Source organism: Thioalkalivibrio sulfidiphilus HL-EbGr7, from assembly GCF_000021985.1.
Lineage (GTDB): Bacteria > Pseudomonadota > Gammaproteobacteria > Ectothiorhodospirales > Ectothiorhodospiraceae > Thioalkalivibrio_A > Thioalkalivibrio_A sulfidiphilus.
On sequence record NC_011901.1, the window covers coordinates 187,411 to 208,055 of the forward strand.

The window sequence follows — 20,645 nt, forward strand, 5'->3', positions numbered from 1 at the left end:
GGTAGCGTTCCATGGCAACTGGTACTGTGAAGTGGTTCAACGAATCCAAGGGTTTTGGTTTCATTACTCCTGATGACGGTGGCAAGGACGTATTCGTCCACTTCAGCGCCATCAGCGGCTCAGGGTTCAAGACCCTGGCCGAAAACCAGAAGGTCTCTTTCGATGTGCAGGATGGCCCCAAGGGCCCGCAGGCGGCGAACGTCGTCGCACAGTAAGACCGGAAATCAGTAAACGGGAGGGCCTCCATGGCCTCACGTATGAGCCCCGCCCCGTGCGGGGCTTTTTTTTACAGGCTCATTCAAGATTCAAAATTCAACATTCAAAGGAAACAGTACTGTCCCGCCTTTGAATTTTGAATTTTGAATCTTGAATGAGCCTGAGGCCTTCGTTATGGTCGGTGCCTTCTGTCCGAATTCTCAGGAGTCTCCATGTCTGCATTGATCTGCGGTTCCATCGCCTACGACACCATCATGGTGTTCCCCGACCGGTTCAGGAATCACATCCTGCCGGACAAGGTGCACATGCTGAACGTGTCGTTCCTGGTGCCGCAGATGCGCCGCGAGTACGGCGGCTGCGCCGGCAACATCGCCTACAACCTGAACCTGCTGGGGGATGACCCGGTGATCATGGCCACCGTGGGCGGCGACTTCGGCCCCTACGCCAACTGGCTGGACGAGAACGGCATCAGCCGCAAGCACATCAAGCTGCTCGACGATCACTACACCGGCCAGGCCTTCATCACCACCGACCAGGACGACAACCAGATCACTGCCTTCCACCCCGGCGCCATGGGCGAGTCGCACCGCAACAAGGTGAGCGACGCCCGCGACATCACCCTCGGCATCGTCTCACCCGATGGCCGCGACGGCATGATCCAGCACGCGGAGCAGTTCGCGGACAGCGGCATACCGTTCATCTTCGACCCGGGTCAGGGCATGCCCATGTTCGACGGCGAGGACCTCAAGCGCTTCGTGGACCAGGCCACCTGGGTGACCCTCAACGACTACGAGGCGCAGCTCATGTGCGACCGCACGGGGCTCAGCGTGGAACAGCTGGCGGAGCGGGTGAAGGCACTGGTGGTGACCCGGGGCGGCGAGGGTTCCCTGGTCTACACCGGCGGGAAGTGCCTCGAGATCCCTTCGGCGAAGCCGGCGCAGGTCAGCGACCCCACCGGCTGCGGCGATGCCTACCGCGCCGGCCTGCTCTACGGGCTGATGCGCGACATGGACTGGGAGACCACCGGGCGCATCGCCTCGCTGATGGGCGCCATCAAGATCGAACACTACGGCACCCAGAACCACCGCTTCGACCGGGACGGTTTTGCGGAGCGGTTCCAGAGGGAGTTTGGTTATCGGTTCTGAGTGGCGTTGGTTTCGGCGTTTCACGCGGAGGGCGCAAAGGACGCTAAGGTCGCAAAGTTTTAGCGTGCCTGAAGAGACACAACATCCATCTCAATAGCTTTGCGGTCTCTGCGTCTCTGCGTCTCTGCGTCCTTTGCGTCGAACTGCGGCGCATGTAGGAGACGCAATCACCGAGCAGGGGTGCAGGATCAATCCATCCGCCGATCCGGCTCCACGTCCTCGTAGGCGTTGAGGATGTCCTCGTCCCGGGGGTCGATCTCCACCAGGCTCACCGGGTAGCCCCACAGGTTGGCCAGGTGGCGCAGGACCATGAGCGTGTTGCGCTCTTCCAGCAGGCGTCCGTCCAGCACCCGGTGTTCCAGGATCAGGCGCCGGTCGCCGGTCAGGTCCACGTCCACCACCTGGATGTCCGGTTCGTGGCGGGCCAGGTCGTACTGGGCGGCCAGCGCCCGGCGCACCTCCCGGTAGCCGGCCTCGTTGTGGATGGCCTCGACCTTGAGGTCCGCCTCGTCGGCATCGTCGGTCACCGAGAACAGGCGCCACTCGCGCATCAGGCGCGGGCTCAGGAACTGCAGGATGAAGCTCTCGTCCCGGTACTCGGCCCAGGCGGACTTCCAGGTGCCGAGATAGTCCGGGTTGCCGGCGATGTCCGGGAACCAGCGCCGGTCCTCCTCGGTGGGGTTTTCGCCCATGCGCTTCATGTCCTGGAGGATGCCGAAACCCAGGGCATAGGGGTTGATGCCCGAGAAGCGCCGGTCGTCGAACTCGGGCTGGAACACCACGTTGGTGTGGGCGTGCAGGAACTCCATGAAGGCGCCGTCAGTGATCTGCCCGGTCTCGTGCAGGCGGTTCATGATGGCGTAGTGCACCGTGGTGGCGCAGCCCTCGTTCATCACCTTGGTTTGGCGCTGGGGATAGAAGTACTGGGCCACCATGCGCACGATGCGCAACAGCTCGCGCTGCCAGTGGGCCAGCTTGGGCGCCCGCTTCTCCAGGAAATACAGCAGGTTCTCCTCGGGCAGGCCCAGGGCGCGCCGGCGTGCGTCCAGTCCCGGGTCCTCGTCGCCGTCCTCGGGTTTGCGCCGGGGCAGGGTGCGCCAGAGATCGCTGAAGGTCTGTTCCTCGTGGCGGCGCCGCTCCCGCTCCCGTTCCATCTCGCGCTTCAGGTTGAGGGTCCTGCGGGGGTAGCGGTGCACCCCGTGGCTCATCAGGGCATGGGCGGCGTCCAGCACCTGCTCCACGGCCTCGGCGCCGTAGCGCTCCTCGCACTCGGCCACGTAGCGTTTGGCGAAGTCCAGGTAGTCCAGGATGGAGTCCGCGTCGGTCCAGGCCTTGAACAGCTGGTTGTTCTTGAAGAAGTGGCTGTGGCCGAAGGCGGCGTGGGCCATGACCAGGGTCTGCATGGTCATGGTGTTCTCTTCCATGATGTAGCACAGGCAGGGGTTGGAGTTGATCACGATCTCGTAGGCGAGCCCGGTCATGCCCTTGCGGTAGAGCATCTCGTCCCGGGCGAAGTGCTTGCCGAAGGACCAGTGCCGGTAGAACAGGGGCATGCCCATGGAGGCATAGGCGTCGAGCATCTGCTCGGAGCTGATCACCTCGATCTGGCTGGGATAGGGGTCGAGACCCATCTCGTCCACGGCGATGCGCTCGATGGCGTCATAGGCCTTCTTCACCAGCCGGTAGTCCCAGTCCGGTCCGGTGTAGAGCAGGCGGGCGTCGGCTTCGAAGCGGTTGATCATGTCAGCGTCTGAGCTCGGCGGGGGTGAACAGGTCCTGGAACACCGGGAAGATGTCGGCGCGCTTCTTGACCTTGCGCATGGCCATGGGGTGACCCTTGGCCACCAGTTTCTGGTAGACCTCCCAGAGGTCCGTGGGGGCGTCCCAGCCGCGCTCCTCGGACACCTCGATGTAGGCGTAATAGCGGCACAGGGGCAGGATCACGTTCTCCAGCAGTTCCACCACCGTGGCGTTGTCCGAGGGGGTGTTGTCGCCGTCCGAGGCCTGGGCGGCGTAGATGTTCCAGTCCGAGGGGGGGTAGCGGTCCCGCACGATGCGCTCCATCTCCCGGAGCGCCGGCGAGACCAGGGTGCCGCCGGTCTCCCGGGAGTAGAAGAAGGTCTCCTCGTCCACCTCCTGGGCGATGTGGGTGTGGCGGATGAACACGATGTCCACGTGCCGGTAGCGCCGTTCCAGGAACAGGTAGAGCAGCATGTAGAAGCGCTTGGCCAGGTCCTTCATGTCCTCGGTCATGGAGCCGGAGACGTCCATGAGGCAGAACATCACCGCCTGGGAGATGGGGCGCGGCACCGGCGTGAAGCGGTTGTAGCGCAGGTCGATGGGATCTATGTAGGGGATCAGCCGGGAGCGGCGGGTGAGCGCCTCGCGCTCCAGCACCAGGGCGCGCAGGCGCTCCGGGTCCTTGCCTGAGCGTTCCAGGCGGTCGATCTCCCGGTCCAGTTCCAGGATCTCCTCGCGCTTGGGACGGCGCAGGGCCAGGCGCCGGGACAGGGAGTTGCGCATGGTGCGGGTGAGGTTGAGGCTCGCCGGCGAGCCGGACACGGAGTATCCCGCCCGTTGCACGCCCTCCTGCTCCACCTTGGAGAGCTGGGTGCGCGCCAGCTCCGGCAGTTCCAGGTTCTCGAAGAACAGGTCCAGGAATTCGTCGCGGCTCACGGTGAAGCGGAACTCGTCCTCCCCCTCCCCCGTCGGGCTGCCGCCGGGGCCGCGCCCGCCCTCGCCGCCGTCGGGCCGCGGGATCAGGTCGCCGGCCTGGTATTCCTTGTTGCCGGGCACCACGTGGCGGCGCATGCCGGTATCCGTGCCCTTGCGAAACGAGGGCTCCTGCAGGCCGTCGGCGGGGATGCGGATCTCCTCCTCCCCCTGACCCACCTCGGTGACCTTGCGCTTGCCCGAGATGTCGCGCACTGCGTCCAGGATCTGGCGCTTGGCACGACGGATGAAACGCTGGCGGTTGGCCAGGCTCTTGTCCTTGGGGTTGAGGCGCCGATCGACGATGCTGACCATGAGGCCTCAGCCCGCCTGCTTGACGCGCATGTACCACTCCACCAGGCGGCGCACCTGGCGTTCGGTGTAACCCCGCTCCACCATGCGCTGCACGAACTCGCTGTGCTTGCGCTCCATGTCCGAGTCCGCCTTGGTGCCGAAGCTGATCACCGGCAGCAGGTCCTCCACCTGGCTGAACATGCGCTTCTCGATCACCTCGCGGATCTTCTCGTAGGAGGTCCAGGAGGGCATCCTGCCACCCTGGGCCGCCTGGGCGCGCAGGGCGAACTTCACCACCTCGTTGCGGAAGTCCTTGGGGTTGGCGATGCCGGCGGCCTTCTCGATCTTGGACAGCTCCTGGTTGAGCGCCGCGCGGTCGAGCATCTGCCCGGTGTCCGGATCCTTGAAGTCGTGGTCCTCGATCCAGGCGTCCGCGTAGGAGACATAGCGCTCGAACAGGTTCTGGCCGAAGTCGTGGTAGGACTCGAGATAGGCCTTCTGGATCTCGTTGCCGATGAAGTCCGCGTAGCGGGGCGCCAGCTCCGCCTTGATGAATTCCAGGTAGCGTCGTTCCGTCTCCTCCGGGAACTGTTCCCGGCGGATGGCCTGCTCCAGCATGTAGAGCAGGTGCACCGGATCGGCGGCCACCTCGCGGGTGTCATAGTTGAAGGTCTCGGAGAGCACCTTGAAGGCGAAGCGGGTGGAGACCCCGTTCATGCCCTCGTCCACGCCCGCCACGTCCCGGTATTCCTGCATGGACTTGGCCTTGGGGTCGGTGTCCTTGAGGCTCTCGCCGTCGTAGACGCGCATCTTGGAATAGAGGCTCGAATTCTCGTGTTCCTTGAGGCGGGTGAGCACGGAGAACTTGGCCAGCAGGTCCAGGGTGGACGGGGCGCAGGGGGCCTCGCTCAGCTCGCTGGTGCGGATCAGCTTGTCGTAGATGAGTTCTTCCTCGGTGGCGCGCAGGCAGTAGGGCACCTTGATCACCGAGATGCGGTCCAGGAAGGCCTCGTTGTTCTTGTTGTTGCGAAACGCCTGCCACTCGGATTCGTTGGAGTGGGCCATGATCACCCCCTGGAAGGGGATGGCGCCGATGTTTTCCGTGCCCACGTAGTTGGCCTCCTGGGTGGCCGTGAGCAGCGGGTGCAGCATCTTGATGGGCGCCTTGAACATCTCCACGAATTCCAGGATGCCCTGGTTGGCCCGGTTGAGCCCGCCGGAGTAGCTGTAGGCGTCGGTGTCGTTCTGGCTGTAGAGCTCGAGCTTGCGGATGTCCACCTTGCCCACCAGGGAGGAGATGTCCTGGTTGTTCTCGTCGCCCGGTTCGGTCTTGGCGATGGCGATCTGGCGCAGCTTGGAGGGATACAGGCGCACCACGGAGAAGCGCGAGATGTCGCCGCCGAACTCGTCCAGGCGTTTCACCGCCCAGGGGGAGATGAGCCCGGTGAGACGCCGGCGCGGGATGCCGAAACGGGCTTCGAGCTCCGGACCGTGGACACCGGGATCGAACAGGCCCAGGGGGCTCTCGAACACCGGCGAGAGCTCCTCACCCGCCTTGAGCACGTAGACCGGGTGTTTCTCCATCAGGGACTTGAGGCGCTCGGCCAGGGAGGACTTGCCGCCGCCCACGGGGCCCAGCAGGTAGAGGATCTGCTTGCGTTCCTCCAGGCCCTGGGCGGCGTAGCGGAAGAAGCCGACGATGCGTTCCACCGTCTCCTCCATGCCATAGAAATCCTCGAAGGCCGGATAGATCTTGATAGTGCGGTTCAGGAAGATGCGACCCAGGCGTTCGTCCCTGGCGGTGTCCAGGACCCGGGGTTCGCCGATGGCGGCCACCAGGCGCTCGGCGGCGGTGGCGTAGAGCATGGGATCGTCGGCGCAGGCTTCCAGATAGGCGGCCAGGGACATTTCCGATTCCTGGCGCTTCTGGAATTCGCGGGCGTACTGGGCAATCAGGGTTTCTGCCGAATCCATAACGGTGACACCTCCTCGTCAGGATGCAGTGGTGTGAGCGCGACGCCGCCGGACCTGCTCGCGCGGGTCCGGCGGCTGTCAGAAATTTGGACCCCGGGGTGGCTGGCGCAGTTCCGGGAAATCTCAAGATGAATCGGTGAAGTGTGAATGAGCGTGCCGGCGCGTTGCGTCGGTGGTGCAAGGCCTGTTTGTGAACCGGTATTCACCTGGCCGATGGACACCTAAGTCTGCTGCGGGGCTCGCAGGATTGCATGCCCATGATCAAAGCTTAGTACAGGGATCGACACGTGTGCAGCGCTGTCGATGTCATCCGATAAACGGATCGTGTTGCTGCGGGAACGGCAGTCTTGAAGTGCGAAGTGGGAATTTGGAAGTGCGAAGTTCATTACGCTGATAAAAACAGATTGGCGTGGATAAGCCGATTCAATCAGGCGGAGAATCAATCCTCATTCCCACTTCCCAATTCACACTTCGCACTTCAGTTCCCACTTCCTACTTCAGCAACGCCAGCGGCCGGTACTGCAGGGCGTGGAACATCTCCAGGTAACGCCGGGTCTCGGCCCGTTCCAGGTTGGTGACGTATTTCCAGAAACCGTAGATGCGTGACAGGGTCATCATGCGCTCCGCGTACAGCTTCCAGGTGTAACGTTGCTCCACGCGCCTGATGGCACTCCTTGAGATCTGCTGCCAGTGGTCCGGGTCGGACGCGCAGCGTTCGAGGAATTCCATCAGGATGCGCGCGGCCTGTTCGCCGTGGTTGGGGTCGATGTGATAGCCGCTGACGCCGTCCTCGATGATCTCCAGCGGCCCGCCGTAGCGGGTGGCGAAGGTGGGCAGGCCCGAGGCCATGGCCTCGATCACCGTGAGGCCGAAGGCCTCGAACAGGGCCGGCTGCACGAACACGCCGCGCCGGTCGGCGATGCAGCGATACAGCTCCCCGGACAGGGTCTTGTCGAGACGCACGCCCAGCCAGCGCACGCAGTCGTTGAGATCATGCGCGTCGAACAGCTGGTGCATCCGGGCGATCTGGGCCTGTTCCTCCTGGTCGTCGGAGCGTGACGGGTCCACCGTGCCGGCCACCACCACCAGGTTGGCCCGCGCGCGCAGCTCGGCGTTCTGCGCGTACCAGGAGACGAGTCCCGCGATGTTCTTGATCCGGTCCAGGCGCGCCATGGTGAAGATCACCGGCCGCTCCGGTGCCGCCAGCACGCCGCGGGCATCGTCGCGGTGCCCGCCGAACAGCAGCGCCTCGATCTCCTCGTGCAGCCCGGTGATGCGCCGCTCTTCCTCCGTGTAGGGGAAGTACACCCGGTCATCGGCGCCCGGGGAGACGATGTTGAACTTGGGGTCGAACACGTCGATGCCGCGCACCACCCGGTAGAGATCCGGCAGGGAAAAGCTCATGTAGCTCTCGTACTGGCCGATGTCCTCGCCGGTGCCAGCGATCTCCTGGTAGGTGCTGGTGATGATGAAGTCCGCCGCGTTCATGGCGATCAGGTCGGCGGTGAACTGGGTGGCGAAGTGGTACTGGGCGTCGTTGTCCTTCCAGTAGAGATCGGAATACAGGTACTTGGTCTTCTCCAGGGCGTGGGCGATATTGCACTGGGTCACGTGCAGACGGGCCGAGAGCAGGGAGGCCACCAGGTTGCCGTCGGAGTAGTTGCCGATGATCAGGTCCGGGCGTCCGCCCAGGTCCGCCAGGATGGTGCGTTCCACCTCGTCGGCGAAGCGTTCCAGGTAGGGCCAGATCTCGAAGCGGGAGATCCACTGGGGCACCACCTCGCCGTCCTCGCGGCGAAACGGCACCCGCAGGATGCGCGCGTTCTCGGTGCCGGAGACGGCCTCCTCGGGCTGGTCGCAGCTGGTGCCCCGGGCCTCGGGGATCAGGCGGGTCACCACCCGGATGCGCGGCTCGATGTCCAGGCCCTGTTCCGCCAGCCGGTCCCGCATCTCCCGCTCCAGGGCGCGCACCTGGTCCAGGATGTAGACCACCTGCCCGCCGGTGTCCGGCAGGCCCAGCACCCCCGCCTGGCCGAAGAAACCGTGGGGGGAGAGGATCAGCAGGCTGAAGATCATGGGGATGCGCGCCAGGAAGCGTTCCAGGCTCTCCGGGGACGGCGCCTCCAGCAGTTCCGAGAGCAGGCGCAGGGTCTCCTGTACCCGGCCCGCATCCCGACCCCAGCCGGGCTCGAAACCGAGGTCCTGCAGGGGATGGGCGAAGTCCGCCCAGGGGGTGTCCCGCTTGAGCCGGGCCAGGCGCTGTTCCGCGTCCCGGATCGCCACCCGCAGGGCATCCACGTCCCGGATGCGGTCGTTGATCATGAGCAGCCGGCCATCGCAGCGGTGTTCACGCAGGAAGCGGAACAGCTTGTCCAGGCCGCCGTTGGCCCGGTCGAACAGCTGGCTGGAGAGCTTGCGGTTGAGGAACTCCACGCCGCGGCCGATGGAGCGGGTCTCGCGCAGGCGCGGAAACTCCCGGTTGAAGGGCTCGATGTCGAACTCCAGGGGCCGGCCATGGCGGGGCGCGGGGCACACCAGGCGCTCCTTGATGGCCAGGAACTCGCTCACCCCCAGGTCCTCGACGCTCAGGTCGTCGGCGTGGATGCGCAGGAACTGCCAGCGGCCGATGCGCGGGCGCAGGGCCAGGCAGACCCAGGGGGCCGCCAGCACCGCCTCCTGGGCCTGGCCCACCAGGTCCGCCAGGGGGCTCTCGGCCAGCCCCGGCTCGTCCCGCTCCAGGCACAGGGCCTGGAAGCCGTCCTGCAGCTCCGAGCGCAGCAGGAAAGGGCGGCCCAGGGCCAGGTAGCGTCTGAGCAGCAGGTAGGCGGCTTCCCGGTGCAGTTCCAGGGCGTCCCGGGTGGGCTGGGTCATGGGGCCTCCTTGGGGATGTGTGGGCGGGGTCGCGTTGTCATGGCGATGGGAGTAATGTTATTGTACAAAAATACTTTCTGCAAAAAGAAATCCCATGGCCACACCCCATTCCGAGATGAGCCGGCACGGCGCCGGTCAGGATGCCGTTTCCCCGCAGGGCCCCAGCGTTCAGACGGCCAGCGTTCAGACGGTGATCCGCCAGTTGCGCATTGTGTTCCGGGCCCTGCAGACCCACTCCCGCAGCATCGAGAAGGCCTGCGGCGTCAGTGCCGCCCAGCTGTGGGCCCTGTGGGAACTGCACCGAAGCCCCGGCCTGAGCGTGGGGGACCTGTCCCAGTGCCTGATGATCCACCCGTCCACGGCCTCCAACATGCTGGACAAGCTGGAGAAGAAGCACCTGGTGGAGCGCCGCCGCGCGGGCCTGGACCAGCGGGTGGTGACGCTCTACCTCACCGCCCGGGGCGCGGAACTGCTGGAGGCGGCCCCGGCCCCCGCCCAGGGTGAGCTCAACCGTGCCCTGCAGGCCCTGCCCCTGGACCAGCTCGCGTCCCTGGAATCCGGTCTCGCCGCCTTGCTGGAAGGCATGGACGAGCGCGACGATGACGCAGCCCTGCGGCCCATCGACAACGAGGACTGAGCCCTTGGCGCGTCGTGTACTGCTCCTACTCTGGTGCCTGAGCCTGCTGGCCGCCCCGGCGGCGCTGGCCGCGCCTGACCTGCGCGCCTCGCCCGAGCGGGCCACCGATGGCGTCTACCGCCTGAGCTGGGAGGCCGACGGGGCGGCCCGCTTCGAACTGCAGGAGTCGGACGGCGCCCACTTCAACCCTGCGCGCACCCTGTACACCGGCGCGGATACCGCCTCGGTGATCACCGGCAGGCCGGATGGCGAGTACTTCTACCGGGTGCGTGTGCTGGGCGAGTCTGGCCCCGGCCCCTGGAGCGAGCCGCTTCAGGTCACCGTGCAACACCACAGCCTGGCCCGGGCGCTGCAATTCTTTGTCGTGGGCGCACTGGTGTTCGCCGTCCTGCTGGCGGTGATCATCCGGGGCGTCCGGGAGGATCGAGACACCCCATGAACCACCCTATCCGAGTCAACTTTGAACGCCTGCGCGAGGACGTGCTGGCCCTGTCGCGCATCGGCCAGACCCCCGACCAGGGCATCCACCGGATGGCCTTCAGCGAGGGCGATCTGGAGGGCCGTCGCTGGTTCCGGTCGCGCATCGAGGCGGCGGGGCTGGAGGTCTACGAGGACGGCGCCGCCAACCTGCACGCGCGTCTGGACTGGGACGACAAGCGCCCCAGCGTGATGATGGGCTCGCACCTGGACACGGTGCCCGGCGGCGGCCCCCTGGACGGGGCGCTCGGCGTGCTGGTGGGGCTCGAGGTGCTGCGCACCGTCAAGGAGGCGGGCGTTGCGCTCAAGCATCCCCTGGAGGCGGTGGACTTCACCGACGAGGAGGGGCGCTTCGGCGGCCTGTTCGGCTCCCAGGCCATCGCCGGGCAGCTGACGCCGGCGGTGATCCACAACGCCCGGGACCTGGATGGCGTGACGCTGACCGAGGCCATGGCCTCCTGGGGGCTGGACGCCAACGCCGCCCTGTTCGCCCGGCGTGCGCCGGATTCCATCCACGCCTACCTGGAGCTGCACATCGAGCAGGGCCCGGTGCTGGACCGCAACCAGGTGTCCATCGGCGTGGTGGACGCCATCACCGGCCTGTTCAAGTGGGACGTGCGCCTCATGGGCCAGACCAACCACGCGGGCACCACCCCCATGGACATGCGCGTGGACAGCTTCCAGGGCCTGGCGGAATTCGCCGGCGAGATCAACCGCATCCTGGAGGAGCACGGCAGCCCCCACAGCCGCGCCACCATCGGCCGGGTGGAGCTCAAGCCCGGCGCCGCCAACACCGTGCCGGGGCAGACCAGCTTCTCCCTGGACGTGCGTGACACCGATGCCGAGACCCTCAGGAACCTGGCGGATGCCTTCCGCCGGACCCTCTCGGCCCTGGCCCGTCGCCGGGACCTGATGTTCGAGTTCGACGTGCTCTCGGAGATCCCGCCCATGCGCTGCGATCCCGGCCTGGTGCAGCTGGTGACCGACACCGCCGAACGTCTCGAACTCAAGCACCTGCGCATGCCGAGCGGCGCCGCCCACGACGCCCAGATCATGGGCTCGGTGACCCGCACCGGCATGATCTTCGTGCCGAGCCTGGAGGGCAAAAGCCACTCGGCCTCCGAGTGGACCGCCTGGGAGGACATCGAGCGGGGCGCGAACCTGGCCTTGCACACGGTGTTGCAGCTGGCCGCCGCGGATGCCGGCGCGGCCATCAGAGAACAAAAACCGAAGAGGAAGCAGGCATGAGCAAGCCGGACAACGTTACCGACCTGTCGAAGTACGACAGCATCGACCCGCTCAGGGACCAGTACCGCGAGACCCTGATCACCAACCGAATCCTGAAGCGCGAGCTGGGCGCCCACCACGCGGCCCTGCTGTGCATCGACCTGCAGTACCTGGATGCGGCGCGGGGCTACGGGGTGTTCGCCGACTGCGAGCGATCCGGCGTGCCCATCGAGGCCCAGGAGTACTACTTCAACGCCCTGGAGAACCAGGTGCTGCCCAACGTGCGGCGCCTGCAGGACGCATTCCGCGCCGTGGGCCTGGAGGTGATCCACACCCGCATCCAGTCGCTCACCGCCGACGGCCGCGACCGGGGTCCGGGGCACAAGCGACTCAACCTGCATGCCGCGCCCGGTTCCAAGGAAGCGGAGTTCGTGGAGATGGTCGCACCCCAGGGCGACGAGATCATCATCAACAAGACCGCCAGCGGCGTGTTCACCTCCACGAACCTGGAGTACGTGCTGCGCAACCTGGAGATCACGTCGCTGTTCGTGGTGGGGGTCTACAGCAACGAGTGCGTCTCCACCGCCATCCGCGATGCCTGTGACCTGGGCTTCTACGTGACCCTGATCGAGGACGGTTGCGCGACGGTGACCCCGCAGATGCAGCAGGCGACGCTGACCACCATCAAGGACCGCTATGCCCGGGTGATGAGCACCGAAGAGGCGCTGGCCGAGGTGGCCAAGGTGGCGGAGGCCTCGTGAACGGGCTGGAAGCCTTGGCGCTGCCGGCGAACATCGCCTGGCTGATTCTGGGCGCATTCAGCGTTGTGTGGGTCTTCCTGGGCTGGTATCTGGGGCGCAGAGCACGGACCGTGGATGACTACATGCTGGCCGGGCGCAACGTGGGTCTGGCGCTGGCCACCGCCACGGCCATGGCCACCTGGGTGACCACCAACACCACCATGGCCGCGCCCCAGTTCGCACTGCAACTGGGCATCTGGGGCATGGTGGGTTATGCCCTGGGCTCTGTGGGACTGATCCTGTTCGCGCCACTGGCGGGGCGCATCCGCAGGTTGATGCCGGGCGGCTTTACCAGTGGCGATTTCATCCGTCTGCGCTATGGCAAAACCGCCTGGCGCGTGTTCCTGGTGATCTCGCTGATCTACGGCCTGGGCTGGCTGATCAGCCTGGGCATGGCCGGCGGCGTGCTCATCGAGGCGCTCGCCGGTATCGACTACCGGGTGGGCATGAGCGTGATCCTGTTCATCTGCGTGCTGTACACCCTGCTGGGTGGTCTGCGCGCGGTGATCGGCACCGACTTCGTTCAGACGATTCTGATCCTGGTTGGCCTGGTCATCCTGGCGTGGCTGGTGATCGCTCAGGTCGGCTTCGGTGAAATCCACGTGACGGTCTCGGAACAGCGTCCCGAACTGCTGAATCTGCTGTTCCCCGCCGCGATTATGTTCCTGTTCAACAACCTGCTGTTCGGCGTGGGCGAGATCTTCCATTCCAACGTGTGGTGGAGCCGCGCCTTCGCCTTCGGCCAGGGTGTCGGCAAGCGGGCCTACCTGATGGCGGGCCTGCTGTGGATGCCCATTCCCATCGTCGCCGGATTCATAGCCCTGGCCACGCCGGCGCTCGGCATCAACGTGCCGGGCGCCGACATGGTGGGGCCCCTGGTGGCCGGTGAGCTGCTGGGTCTGGCTGGGGCCATCATCGTCTTCATCGTGGTGTTCTCGGCGCTCGCTTCCAGCCTCGACTCGGTGCTGGCGGCGACCTCGGACCTGGTGACCCGGGACATCTACAAGGGCCACCTGCGCAAGTCTGCGGGTGAGCGGGAAGTGTATCTGGCCGCCAAGAGCATCGTGCTGTTTCTGGGTGTGATCACCTGGGCGGTGTGCATGCTGCGGCTCGGGACCCTGGGCGCCGTGCTGCAGTTCCTGGGCGCCTTCGTGGCCAGCACCATCATGCCCATCGTCGCCGGCCTGTACTGGCGGCGCACCAACCCCTGGGGCGTGATCGCCGCCATGGTGCTCGGCACGGTGATCGGCCTGTACAGCTACTTCGCCATCGGTTTCTACGTGGCGGCACTCGTATCCGCGGCCATCTCCATGGCCTTGGTGTTGATCAGTACCTGGCTGTGGCCGAGAGATTTTCAATGGGCAAGCCTGCGCGAAGCCCCGGCGCATGGTTGAAGAAAGCCGTACCGAAGAGACACGGAGACGCTGAGAAATGAAATGGACAGGATTAACAAGATTGACATGTAAAAGCTTCAATCCTGTTAATCCGCTTTCATCCTGTCAATCCTGTCAGAGGATTTTGTGTCTTGCTCTCCGCGCCTCCGCGGCGAGCAGATAAATGATGGAGTTGGATCCATGACGATATCCGTCAGTGCATTCGCATTACTGGTGAGCATTGCCACCGTGGTGACCACCCTGTCGCCGCTGCTGCTCATCGGTTTATTCATCCGTGACCTGAGGAGAGGCACGCTATGGTAGAAACCAACGACGCGCAGCTGGACCGCCCGCTGCAGCCCAAGGACGGTACCGCCGGCATTGAGCGGCCCAAGGCGCTGCTGGACAGCCTGCCCGAGGACCCGCGCCCGCTCATGACCCTGTCCAGCCGGCACGTGGTCTCCTCGCGCCAGTTCGACCGGGAGACCCTGGTTCAGATCTTTCGCCTGGCGGCCCAGTACGAGAGCACGCCCGCGCTGCTGCATCCGCCCCTGGCCGGCAAGATCCTGATCAGCGCCTTCTACGAGCCGAGCACCCGCACGCGCCTGTCCTTCGAGAGCGCCTGGCACCGGCTGGGCGGGGACATCATGTCCATCACTGATCCCAAGAGCACGGGCATGGCCAAGGGCGAATCCCTCGCCGACATCGCCGAGATGTTCAACAACTACGGTGACGTGATCGTGCTGCGCAACAACGAAGGCCCGGCGATCTACGAGATGCTGGACTCCCTGCGCATCCCCATCATCAATGCCGGCAACGGCATCGACGAGCACCCCACCCAGGCCATGGCGGATGTCTACACCATCATGAAGTGGCGTCCCGAACTGGCCCGCACGGATCTGCCCGCCGGGCAGCGCATCCGCATCGGCATCATCGGCGTGCCCAGCCGCATGCGCACCGTGCGCAGCCTGCTGCTGACCCTGGGTTGCTTCGCCCACGCCATCGAGGAGGTGGTGATCCTGAGTCGCGAGGACGATCTGTTCGATGAGGGGCAGGCCCAGGAGCTGGCCGAGGCCGGGCTCAAGGTGCGCGTGGCTACGGATCTGGACGGCGAGCTGCCGAGCCTGGACGTGGTGTACATCAATGCCATCGCCTGGGTGGGAGACACCTTCGAGGCCATGGGCATGGACATGCGCCTGTCAGCCGCATCGCCGCTGAAGAAGGGCGCCATCGTGCTGCACCCGCTCGCCCGCGGCGAGGAACTGTCCACCGACCTGGATAAGACCCCGCACAACTGGTACTTCGCCCAGGCCCGCGGCGCGGTGTTCATCCGCATGGCCCTGCTCACCTGCATGGTGCGCCGGATCAGCGAGGTCATGGATGTGCCGGATGTCGGGCGCGGCTGAAACGAACTGAATTCAAGGCGGCCGCAGAGACGCGGAGGCGCAGAGATATCAAGGGACTGGACAGGATTTACATGATCAACATGATTTAAGACAAGGATCTGTAGGAAGCAGTTTTAATCCTGTCAATCATGTAAATCCTGTCAAAGCGTTTCTCTCTCCGCGCCTCTGCGGCAATCATCAAGCCTTTCCGAATAATGCAAGCAGGAGAAAACACACATGTGTGGAATTGCAGGCGTGTTGCACGCCGACCCCAAACAGCCCGTTGATCCGGAAACCCTGGTGGCCATGGCGGCCATCCAGTATCACCGGGGTCCGGACGGTTTCGGTTATCGTGTCGAGAAGGATCGCGGCGTGGGCTTCTCCCACGCGCGCCTGACCATCATCGACCTGGACGAGAACCGCGGACGTCAGCCCTTCGCCTCCCAGGACGGCAACCTGATGCTGGCAGTGAACGGCGAACTCTACGACTACAAGCGCATCCGCACCGAGCTGACCTCCCGGGGGGCGAAGTTCCGCTCCAAGTCGGACTCGGAGATGGTGCTGCACCTCTACGAGCGCTATGGCCTTGAGGAGACCCTCAAGCAGATGCGCGGCGAGTACGCCGTGGCCCTGTACGACCGGGCCAAGGATCGCCTCATGCTGATCCGCGACCGCTTCGGCGTGAAGCCCCTGTACTGGACCGAGGTCAACGGCAAGATCGTGTTCGGTTCCGAGATCAAGGTGCTGTTCGCCCACCCGGACGTCCCGCGCCGTTTCAACGCCCAGGGCCTCTATCACCAGCTGATGCAGACCGTGGTGCCCGGCACCACGGCCTTCGACGGCATCCACCAGGTCAAGCCCGGCCACGTGATCACCTTCGAGCGGCGCCATGGCAAGTTCGAGATCAAGGACGAGCGCTACTGGGACATGGACTTCCCGCTGCTTTCCGAGCGTGGCGAGCCCGAGGACGACGAGGTCTACATCGAGGGCGTGCGCAGGGAACTGATGGAGGCAGTGCAGCTGCGTCTCGAGGCGGACGTGCCCGTGGCCTGCTACCTGTCCGGCGGCATCGACTCCTGCATCACCCTGGGCCTGTCCGCCGCCAACCAGCAGTCCCCCGTCAAGGCCTTCACCATCGGCTTCGACAACAAGGACTACGACGAGACCCCCATCGCGAAAGAGATGGCCGAGTCTGTGGGCGCCGACCAGGACATCATGCGGCTCAATGCCGACCACCTCTACGACAACCTGGTGGAGACCCTCTGGCACGCCGAGCGCACCATCTACAACACCCTGGGCGTGGCCAAGCTGCTCATGAGCCGGCACGTGAACCAGGCCGGTTACCGGGTGGTGGTCACCGGCGAGGGTTCCGACGAACTCTTCGCCGGCTACCCGGCCTTCCGGCGCGACATGTTCCTGCACGGCCTGGATCACATGGACCCCGCCGAGCGGGCCAGCTGGGAGCAGATGCTGGCGGAGAGCAACAAGCTGTTCTCCGGTGCCATGCTGGCCGAGAACGAACTCGACGACCCGGCGCTCAGCGACCTGGTGGGTTTCACCCCCTCCTGCCTGCAGCCCTGGCTGGCCACCGCTGCCCACGTGCCGGGTCTCATGTCCGGGGCCATGCGTGAACAGGTGCAAGGCTACGAGCCGGGCCGCGCCATCGCCGAGGCTCTGGACGGCGACATGATCGAGGGGCGTCATCCCCTGGACAAGGCCCAGTACGTGTGGATCAAGACCATGCTGGAAGGCCAGATCCTCACCTGGGGCGGCGACCGGGTGGACATGGCCAACTCCATGGAGGCCCGTCCGCCGTTCCTGGATCACCACCTGGCGGAATTCGCGACAAAGATCCCGCCCTCCATGCGCATCCGTGGCCGCACCGAGAAGTACGTGCTGCGCGAGTCCATGAAGGGCCTGCTGCCCAAGGTGCTCTACGAGCGTGAGAAGTTCGCGTTCATGGCCCCGCCGGCCCACACGGACCCGAAGAAGTGGGCCGCCATGAAGGCCCTGGCCGATGAATACCTCTCCGACGAGGCCATCGAGGCCGCCGGCCTGCTGGACCCCGCCGGCGTGAAGGCCCTGTTCGCCCTGCACGAGGCCGAGGACACCTCCGCCTCCACCCAGGTGCAGCTGGACGCGGTGATCAACCACATGATCGGCGTGCAGGTCCTGCACAGTCATTTCGTGGCCCAGGACGTGCCGGCGCTGGCACGCAGGAAGGCGCAGGAACTGGGCTGGGCCGCATGAAGTGGGAAGTGTGAATTTGGAAGTGCGAAGTTGAAGTTCCTTATTCCCACTTCCCAATTCACCCTTCCCACTTTGTCCACACTGAAGAGACAACCGCTGGAGCACCCAACATGGAACTCGTCCTGGAATATCTCGAAGGCGTCCAATGGGAAGAGCTGATCTTCTCCACCCTGCGCATCCTGCTCATCCTGGTCATGGCCTGGGTGATCATGAGCGTGGTCCGGGGCGGTCTGGCCCGCATGGAGAGAAAGCTGGTGGAGTCGGGCAAGAAGCAGGGCGACGTGCCCTCGGAGGCCACCAAGCGCGCCGAGACCCTGGTGCGGCTGTTGCGCCAGCTGGTGCTCATCGTGGTCTGGGTGATGGCCTTGCTGGTGATCCTCAACGAGCTGGGCGTCTCCGTGGCCCCCATCCTGGCCTCGGCCGGTGTGCTGGGCCTTGCCATCGGCTTCGGCGCCCAGAACCTGGTGCGGGACGTGATCAGCGGCTTCTTCTTCATCCTGGAGAACCAGGTGCGCGTGGGCGACGTGGTGGTGGTCAACGGCACCGGCGGGCTGGTGGAGTCCATCAACTTCCGTACCCTGGTGCTGCGCGACCTGGAGGGCAAGGTGCACATCTTTCCCAACGGCACCATCGACGCGGTCACCAACCTGACCCGGGAGTGGTCCGCCTACGTGTTCGACATCGGCGTGGCCTACAAGGAGGACACCGACAAGGTGGTGGGCATCCTCAGGGACGTGGGTGAGGAGATCAAGGCCGACGCCGACTACGGTCCCAACATCCAGGACATCGAGATCTTCGGCGTGGACAAGTTCGACGACTCCGCCGTGGTCATCAAGGGGCGCATCAAGACCCTGCCCATCAAGCAGTGGTACGTGGGCCGTGAGTTCCTGCGTCGGGTGAAGTATGCGTTCGATGCCCAGGGTGTGGAGATCCCGTTCCCGCACCGTACCCTGTACTTCGGCGAGGCCAGCCCGCCCATCCTGGCCAGGATGGTCAATCAGGAAGCGGGCAAGGCTCAAAGCTAGGGTGGTACGCGACGCAAACCCCAACGAGGTGCATCCTCGTGGCTATGCTGTTGGGGTTCGCGTCGCTCACCCCAAGCTACGACGCGAAAGGCCAAAGGTGTCTCGAGCCCGCCCCGATCGCCCAGGGTGAGTTTCAGCCAATCAATGGTGCAGCTCAAAGGGTGGTATCACGATCTCCAGCGCTGTGCCCGCTGTACTCACGCCCTGAAAGCGCCCGCCCATCATGCCGCTTGCGGTAAGGAGGGAGCGATGACTGGTTTCATGACTCCAGGGGCCACTAGCATGAACCGGCTTGCATGCCGGTTTGTGGAGGAAGTCCGGCTCAGGCTACCGTTGGCCGGCTCTTCAGGACCATGAAGCCCATCAGCAGCGCGCCGCCAAGCACCGCAATGGAGGCCATGGCAAGCACTGGATCCAGGCGCTCCAGGCTGACGAACCGGCCATACAGCAGAAACAGGCCAACGACCATGGTGATCGCACCCACCTGATGCAGCAGGAATTGCAGCCGGGCCAACTTGATGCTCACCCCGGGCAGCCACAGCTTGTGAATGATCCCGTAGGCCAGTGACAGCACGAAACCCACCAGCAGCACGTGGGCGTGGGTCACGTGCTGCCCGTGATCCTGGCTGGCGGCCATGAAGATGCCCAGGCACATGCCGGCGACGGCATAGGCCAAGCCCCACATCAGGTACGCGCGATCGATCCCCATGGTTTGGTTTCTCCCCTGCTGATGTCTTTGTCTGATGCGCCAGTCCGCTTCGCTGGCGCGGATTCCGTGCTGCTCCCGGTTCAGTCCTCCAGCCGGAAGCCGATCTTGATCGTCACCTGCCAGTGGGCGATCTGGCCATTCTCGATATGGCCCCGGGTTTCCACCACTTCGAACCAGTCCATGTGGCGCACGGACTTGGCGGCCTTGGCAATGGCGGTCTTGATGGCATCGTCGCTGCCGGTGGTGGAGGAACCGGTCAGTTCCAGGGTCTTGTAGACGTGTGACATGGTGCGTCTCCTCGTGATGGTTTTTCAGACGGTAACAATGATCCCCACGACTTGAGCGTAGCGGATGAACGGACCGTTCGCACAAACAGCTGTCACGGCCGGGCGCGCTTTTGGGTATGCTTGATGTATGCAGGGAGAACAAATGGATGTGCGCAAGGTGGTGATCCTGAACCCCAAGGGGGGCTCAGGTAAGACGACCCTTGCCACCAACCTGGTCGCCTACTATGCCCTGCAGGGTCTGCTGCCGGCGCTGCTGGACATGGACAGCCAGGGCTCAAGCACACGCTGGATCGGCAAGCGCTCCGGGGAATGGCCCCGGGTCCACGGCCTGAAGGGTTTCGGGCTGCCGAGCAACGTCACCCGCAGCTTCGCCTTGCGGCCACCGCCCGAGACCCGGCGGCTGGTGGTGGATACCCCGGCGGGTCTGCCCCGGGACGAGTTGCGGGAGATCACCCGGGATGCCCACCGCATCCTGGTACCGGTGATGCCCTCGGACATCGACATCCACGCCGCCACACGCTGCATCGCCGACCTGCTGCTGGTGGCCAAGATCCCCCGGCCAGACAACCGCATCGCGGTGGTGGCCAACCGGGTCAAGCCCAACACCCTGGTGTTCCGTTCCCTGATGCGCTTCCTCACTTCCCTGCAGATCCCGGTGGTGGGGGTGCTGCGGGATACCCAGAACTACGTGCGCGCCTTCGAGGCGGGCGTCGGGGTGCACGAGATGAAGGGCGGGACCCAGGGACGGGACGTGGAACAGTGGGAAACCCTGCTGGCCTGGATCGAGGAAGGGCAGGTGCCTGTGCCGGAGGACCTCTGGAGCGATCCCGAGGAGTCCCGCTCGGCGTAGGGTTGATCGCGGAGCAGGTCAATCTGATCACGCAGAGACCGCAAAGGCGCAAAGGTCGCGGAGATTTTAGATCACGAATCCTTTGCGCCCTCTGCGTCTCCGCGCCCTTTGCGTGACCAGATCCGCTGACTAAGCCCTAGCCCGCATATCTCACCGGTCGGACACCGGCGGGCGCGCAACAGGCTGAAACGTAAGTGGAATACACTGAAATGGTCGGCAACCTCAGCATGACAGTCTGTTCCCGCCGGTGTCCTATCGCGGTTCAGGCTCGTCTTTGCGCCCGTAGGCTTGCTCTTCACTCAACCCATAGCCATTGCTATGGGTTTCGCTCCAGAGCGGCGCCTACAGACACGAATCCTTCGCCTGCTCCCGCGATCCCGGTGAGATATGCGGGCTAGTTGCAGGACGGGTTT

General features: G+C 64.9%; 18 protein-coding genes. 12 read left to right on the forward strand and 6 right to left on the reverse strand.

The window, feature by feature from the left end; genetic code table 11:
- Positions 1 to 11 precede the first annotated feature (11 nt).
- Positions 12 to 215 (forward strand): transcription antiterminator/RNA stability regulator CspE, encoded by a 204-nt coding sequence (cspE, locus tag TGR7_RS00855; protein ID WP_012636760.1) that lies wholly within the window; start codon positions 12 to 14, stop codon positions 213 to 215.
- A gap of 213 nt (positions 216 to 428) precedes the next feature.
- The gene (locus TGR7_RS00860; protein ID WP_012636761.1) at positions 429 to 1,361 is read left to right on the forward strand and encodes a carbohydrate kinase family protein; all 933 of its coding nucleotides are present in this window, start codon (positions 429 to 431) and stop codon (positions 1,359 to 1,361) included.
- A gap of 188 nt (positions 1,362 to 1,549) precedes the next feature.
- Here TGR7_RS00860 and TGR7_RS00865 read toward each other — a convergent pair whose 3' ends face one another.
- The 4 genes from TGR7_RS00865 to TGR7_RS00880 all read right to left on the reverse strand — a co-directional run bounded on the left by TGR7_RS00865 (position 1,550) and on the right by TGR7_RS00880 (position 9,212).
- Positions 1,550 to 3,103, reverse strand: a complete 1,554-nt coding sequence (locus TGR7_RS00865; RefSeq protein ID WP_012636762.1) for a SpoVR family protein — start codon at positions 3,101 to 3,103, stop codon at positions 1,550 to 1,552.
- A 1-nt stretch (position 3,104) separates the two neighbouring features.
- Positions 3,105 to 4,388 (reverse strand): YeaH/YhbH family protein, encoded by a 1,284-nt coding sequence (locus TGR7_RS00870; protein ID WP_012636763.1) that lies wholly within the window; start codon positions 4,386 to 4,388, stop codon positions 3,105 to 3,107.
- Positions 4,389 to 4,394: 6 nt separating this feature from the next.
- Positions 4,395 to 6,341, reverse strand: coding sequence for a PrkA family serine protein kinase (locus TGR7_RS00875; protein ID WP_012636764.1), 1,947 nt, complete (start codon positions 6,339 to 6,341; stop codon positions 4,395 to 4,397).
- Between the two features lie 492 nt (positions 6,342 to 6,833).
- A complete protein-coding gene (locus tag TGR7_RS00880; RefSeq protein ID WP_012636765.1) occupies positions 6,834 to 9,212 on the reverse strand; it encodes a sucrose synthase in 2,379 nt (792 codons plus the stop codon).
- 94 nt (positions 9,213 to 9,306) lie between these two features.
- On the opposite strand from TGR7_RS00880, the gene TGR7_RS00885 reads away from it, so the two are divergent.
- The 9 genes from TGR7_RS00885 (at position 9,307) to TGR7_RS00920 (ending at position 18,386) form a co-directional block, all read left to right on the forward strand.
- Positions 9,307 to 9,849, forward strand: a complete 543-nt coding sequence (locus tag TGR7_RS00885; protein ID WP_012636766.1) for a MarR family winged helix-turn-helix transcriptional regulator — start codon at positions 9,307 to 9,309, stop codon at positions 9,847 to 9,849.
- A gap of 4 nt (positions 9,850 to 9,853) precedes the next feature.
- On the forward strand, positions 9,854 to 10,288 hold the full coding sequence (locus tag TGR7_RS00890) for a hypothetical protein (protein ID WP_012636767.1): 435 nt from the start codon (positions 9,854 to 9,856) through the stop codon (positions 10,286 to 10,288).
- Positions 10,285 to 11,574 (forward strand): Zn-dependent hydrolase, encoded by a 1,290-nt coding sequence (locus tag TGR7_RS00895; RefSeq protein ID WP_012636768.1) that lies wholly within the window; start codon positions 10,285 to 10,287, stop codon positions 11,572 to 11,574. Before TGR7_RS00890 ends, TGR7_RS00895 begins: the two co-directional genes overlap by 4 nt.
- Positions 11,571 to 12,314 (forward strand): cysteine hydrolase family protein, encoded by a 744-nt coding sequence (locus tag TGR7_RS00900; protein ID WP_012636769.1) that lies wholly within the window; start codon positions 11,571 to 11,573, stop codon positions 12,312 to 12,314. The genes TGR7_RS00895 and TGR7_RS00900 overlap by 4 nt, the downstream gene beginning before the upstream one ends.
- Positions 12,311 to 13,747, forward strand: coding sequence for a sodium:solute symporter family transporter (locus TGR7_RS00905; RefSeq protein ID WP_012636770.1), 1,437 nt, complete (start codon positions 12,311 to 12,313; stop codon positions 13,745 to 13,747). Before TGR7_RS00900 ends, TGR7_RS00905 begins: the two co-directional genes overlap by 4 nt.
- Positions 13,748 to 13,927: 180 nt before the next feature.
- Positions 13,928 to 14,050 (forward strand): hypothetical protein, encoded by a 123-nt coding sequence (locus tag TGR7_RS17870; protein ID WP_012636771.1) that lies wholly within the window; start codon positions 13,928 to 13,930, stop codon positions 14,048 to 14,050.
- Positions 14,044 to 15,132: an aspartate/ornithine carbamoyltransferase family protein gene (locus TGR7_RS00910; RefSeq protein ID WP_012636772.1), complete on the forward strand. Its 1,089-nt coding sequence runs from the start codon at positions 14,044 to 14,046 to the stop codon at positions 15,130 to 15,132. Before TGR7_RS17870 ends, TGR7_RS00910 begins: the two co-directional genes overlap by 7 nt.
- A gap of 216 nt (positions 15,133 to 15,348) precedes the next feature.
- Positions 15,349 to 17,361 carry an asparagine synthase (glutamine-hydrolyzing) gene (gene asnB, locus TGR7_RS00915; protein ID WP_012636773.1) on the forward strand — a complete coding sequence of 671 codons (2,013 nt, stop codon included), beginning with the start codon at positions 15,349 to 15,351 and terminating at the stop codon, positions 17,359 to 17,361.
- A 110-nt stretch (positions 17,362 to 17,471) separates the two neighbouring features.
- Positions 17,472 to 18,386, forward strand: a complete 915-nt coding sequence (locus TGR7_RS00920) for a mechanosensitive ion channel family protein (protein WP_012636774.1) — start codon at positions 17,472 to 17,474, stop codon at positions 18,384 to 18,386.
- Between the two features lie 322 nt (positions 18,387 to 18,708).
- Here TGR7_RS00920 and TGR7_RS00925 read toward each other — a convergent pair whose 3' ends face one another.
- Entirely contained in the window at positions 18,709 to 19,095 is a 387-nt protein-coding gene (locus TGR7_RS00925) for a hypothetical protein (protein ID WP_012636775.1), read from the reverse strand.
- Between the two features lie 80 nt (positions 19,096 to 19,175).
- On the reverse strand, positions 19,176 to 19,382 hold the full coding sequence (locus TGR7_RS00930; RefSeq protein WP_012636776.1) for a dodecin: 207 nt from the start codon (positions 19,380 to 19,382) through the stop codon (positions 19,176 to 19,178).
- A gap of 142 nt (positions 19,383 to 19,524) precedes the next feature.
- Between TGR7_RS00930 and TGR7_RS00935 the strand changes: the two genes are divergently transcribed.
- Entirely contained in the window at positions 19,525 to 20,232 is a 708-nt protein-coding gene (locus TGR7_RS00935; RefSeq protein WP_012636777.1) for a ParA family protein, read from the forward strand.
- Positions 20,233 to 20,645: the final 413 nt, after the last annotated feature.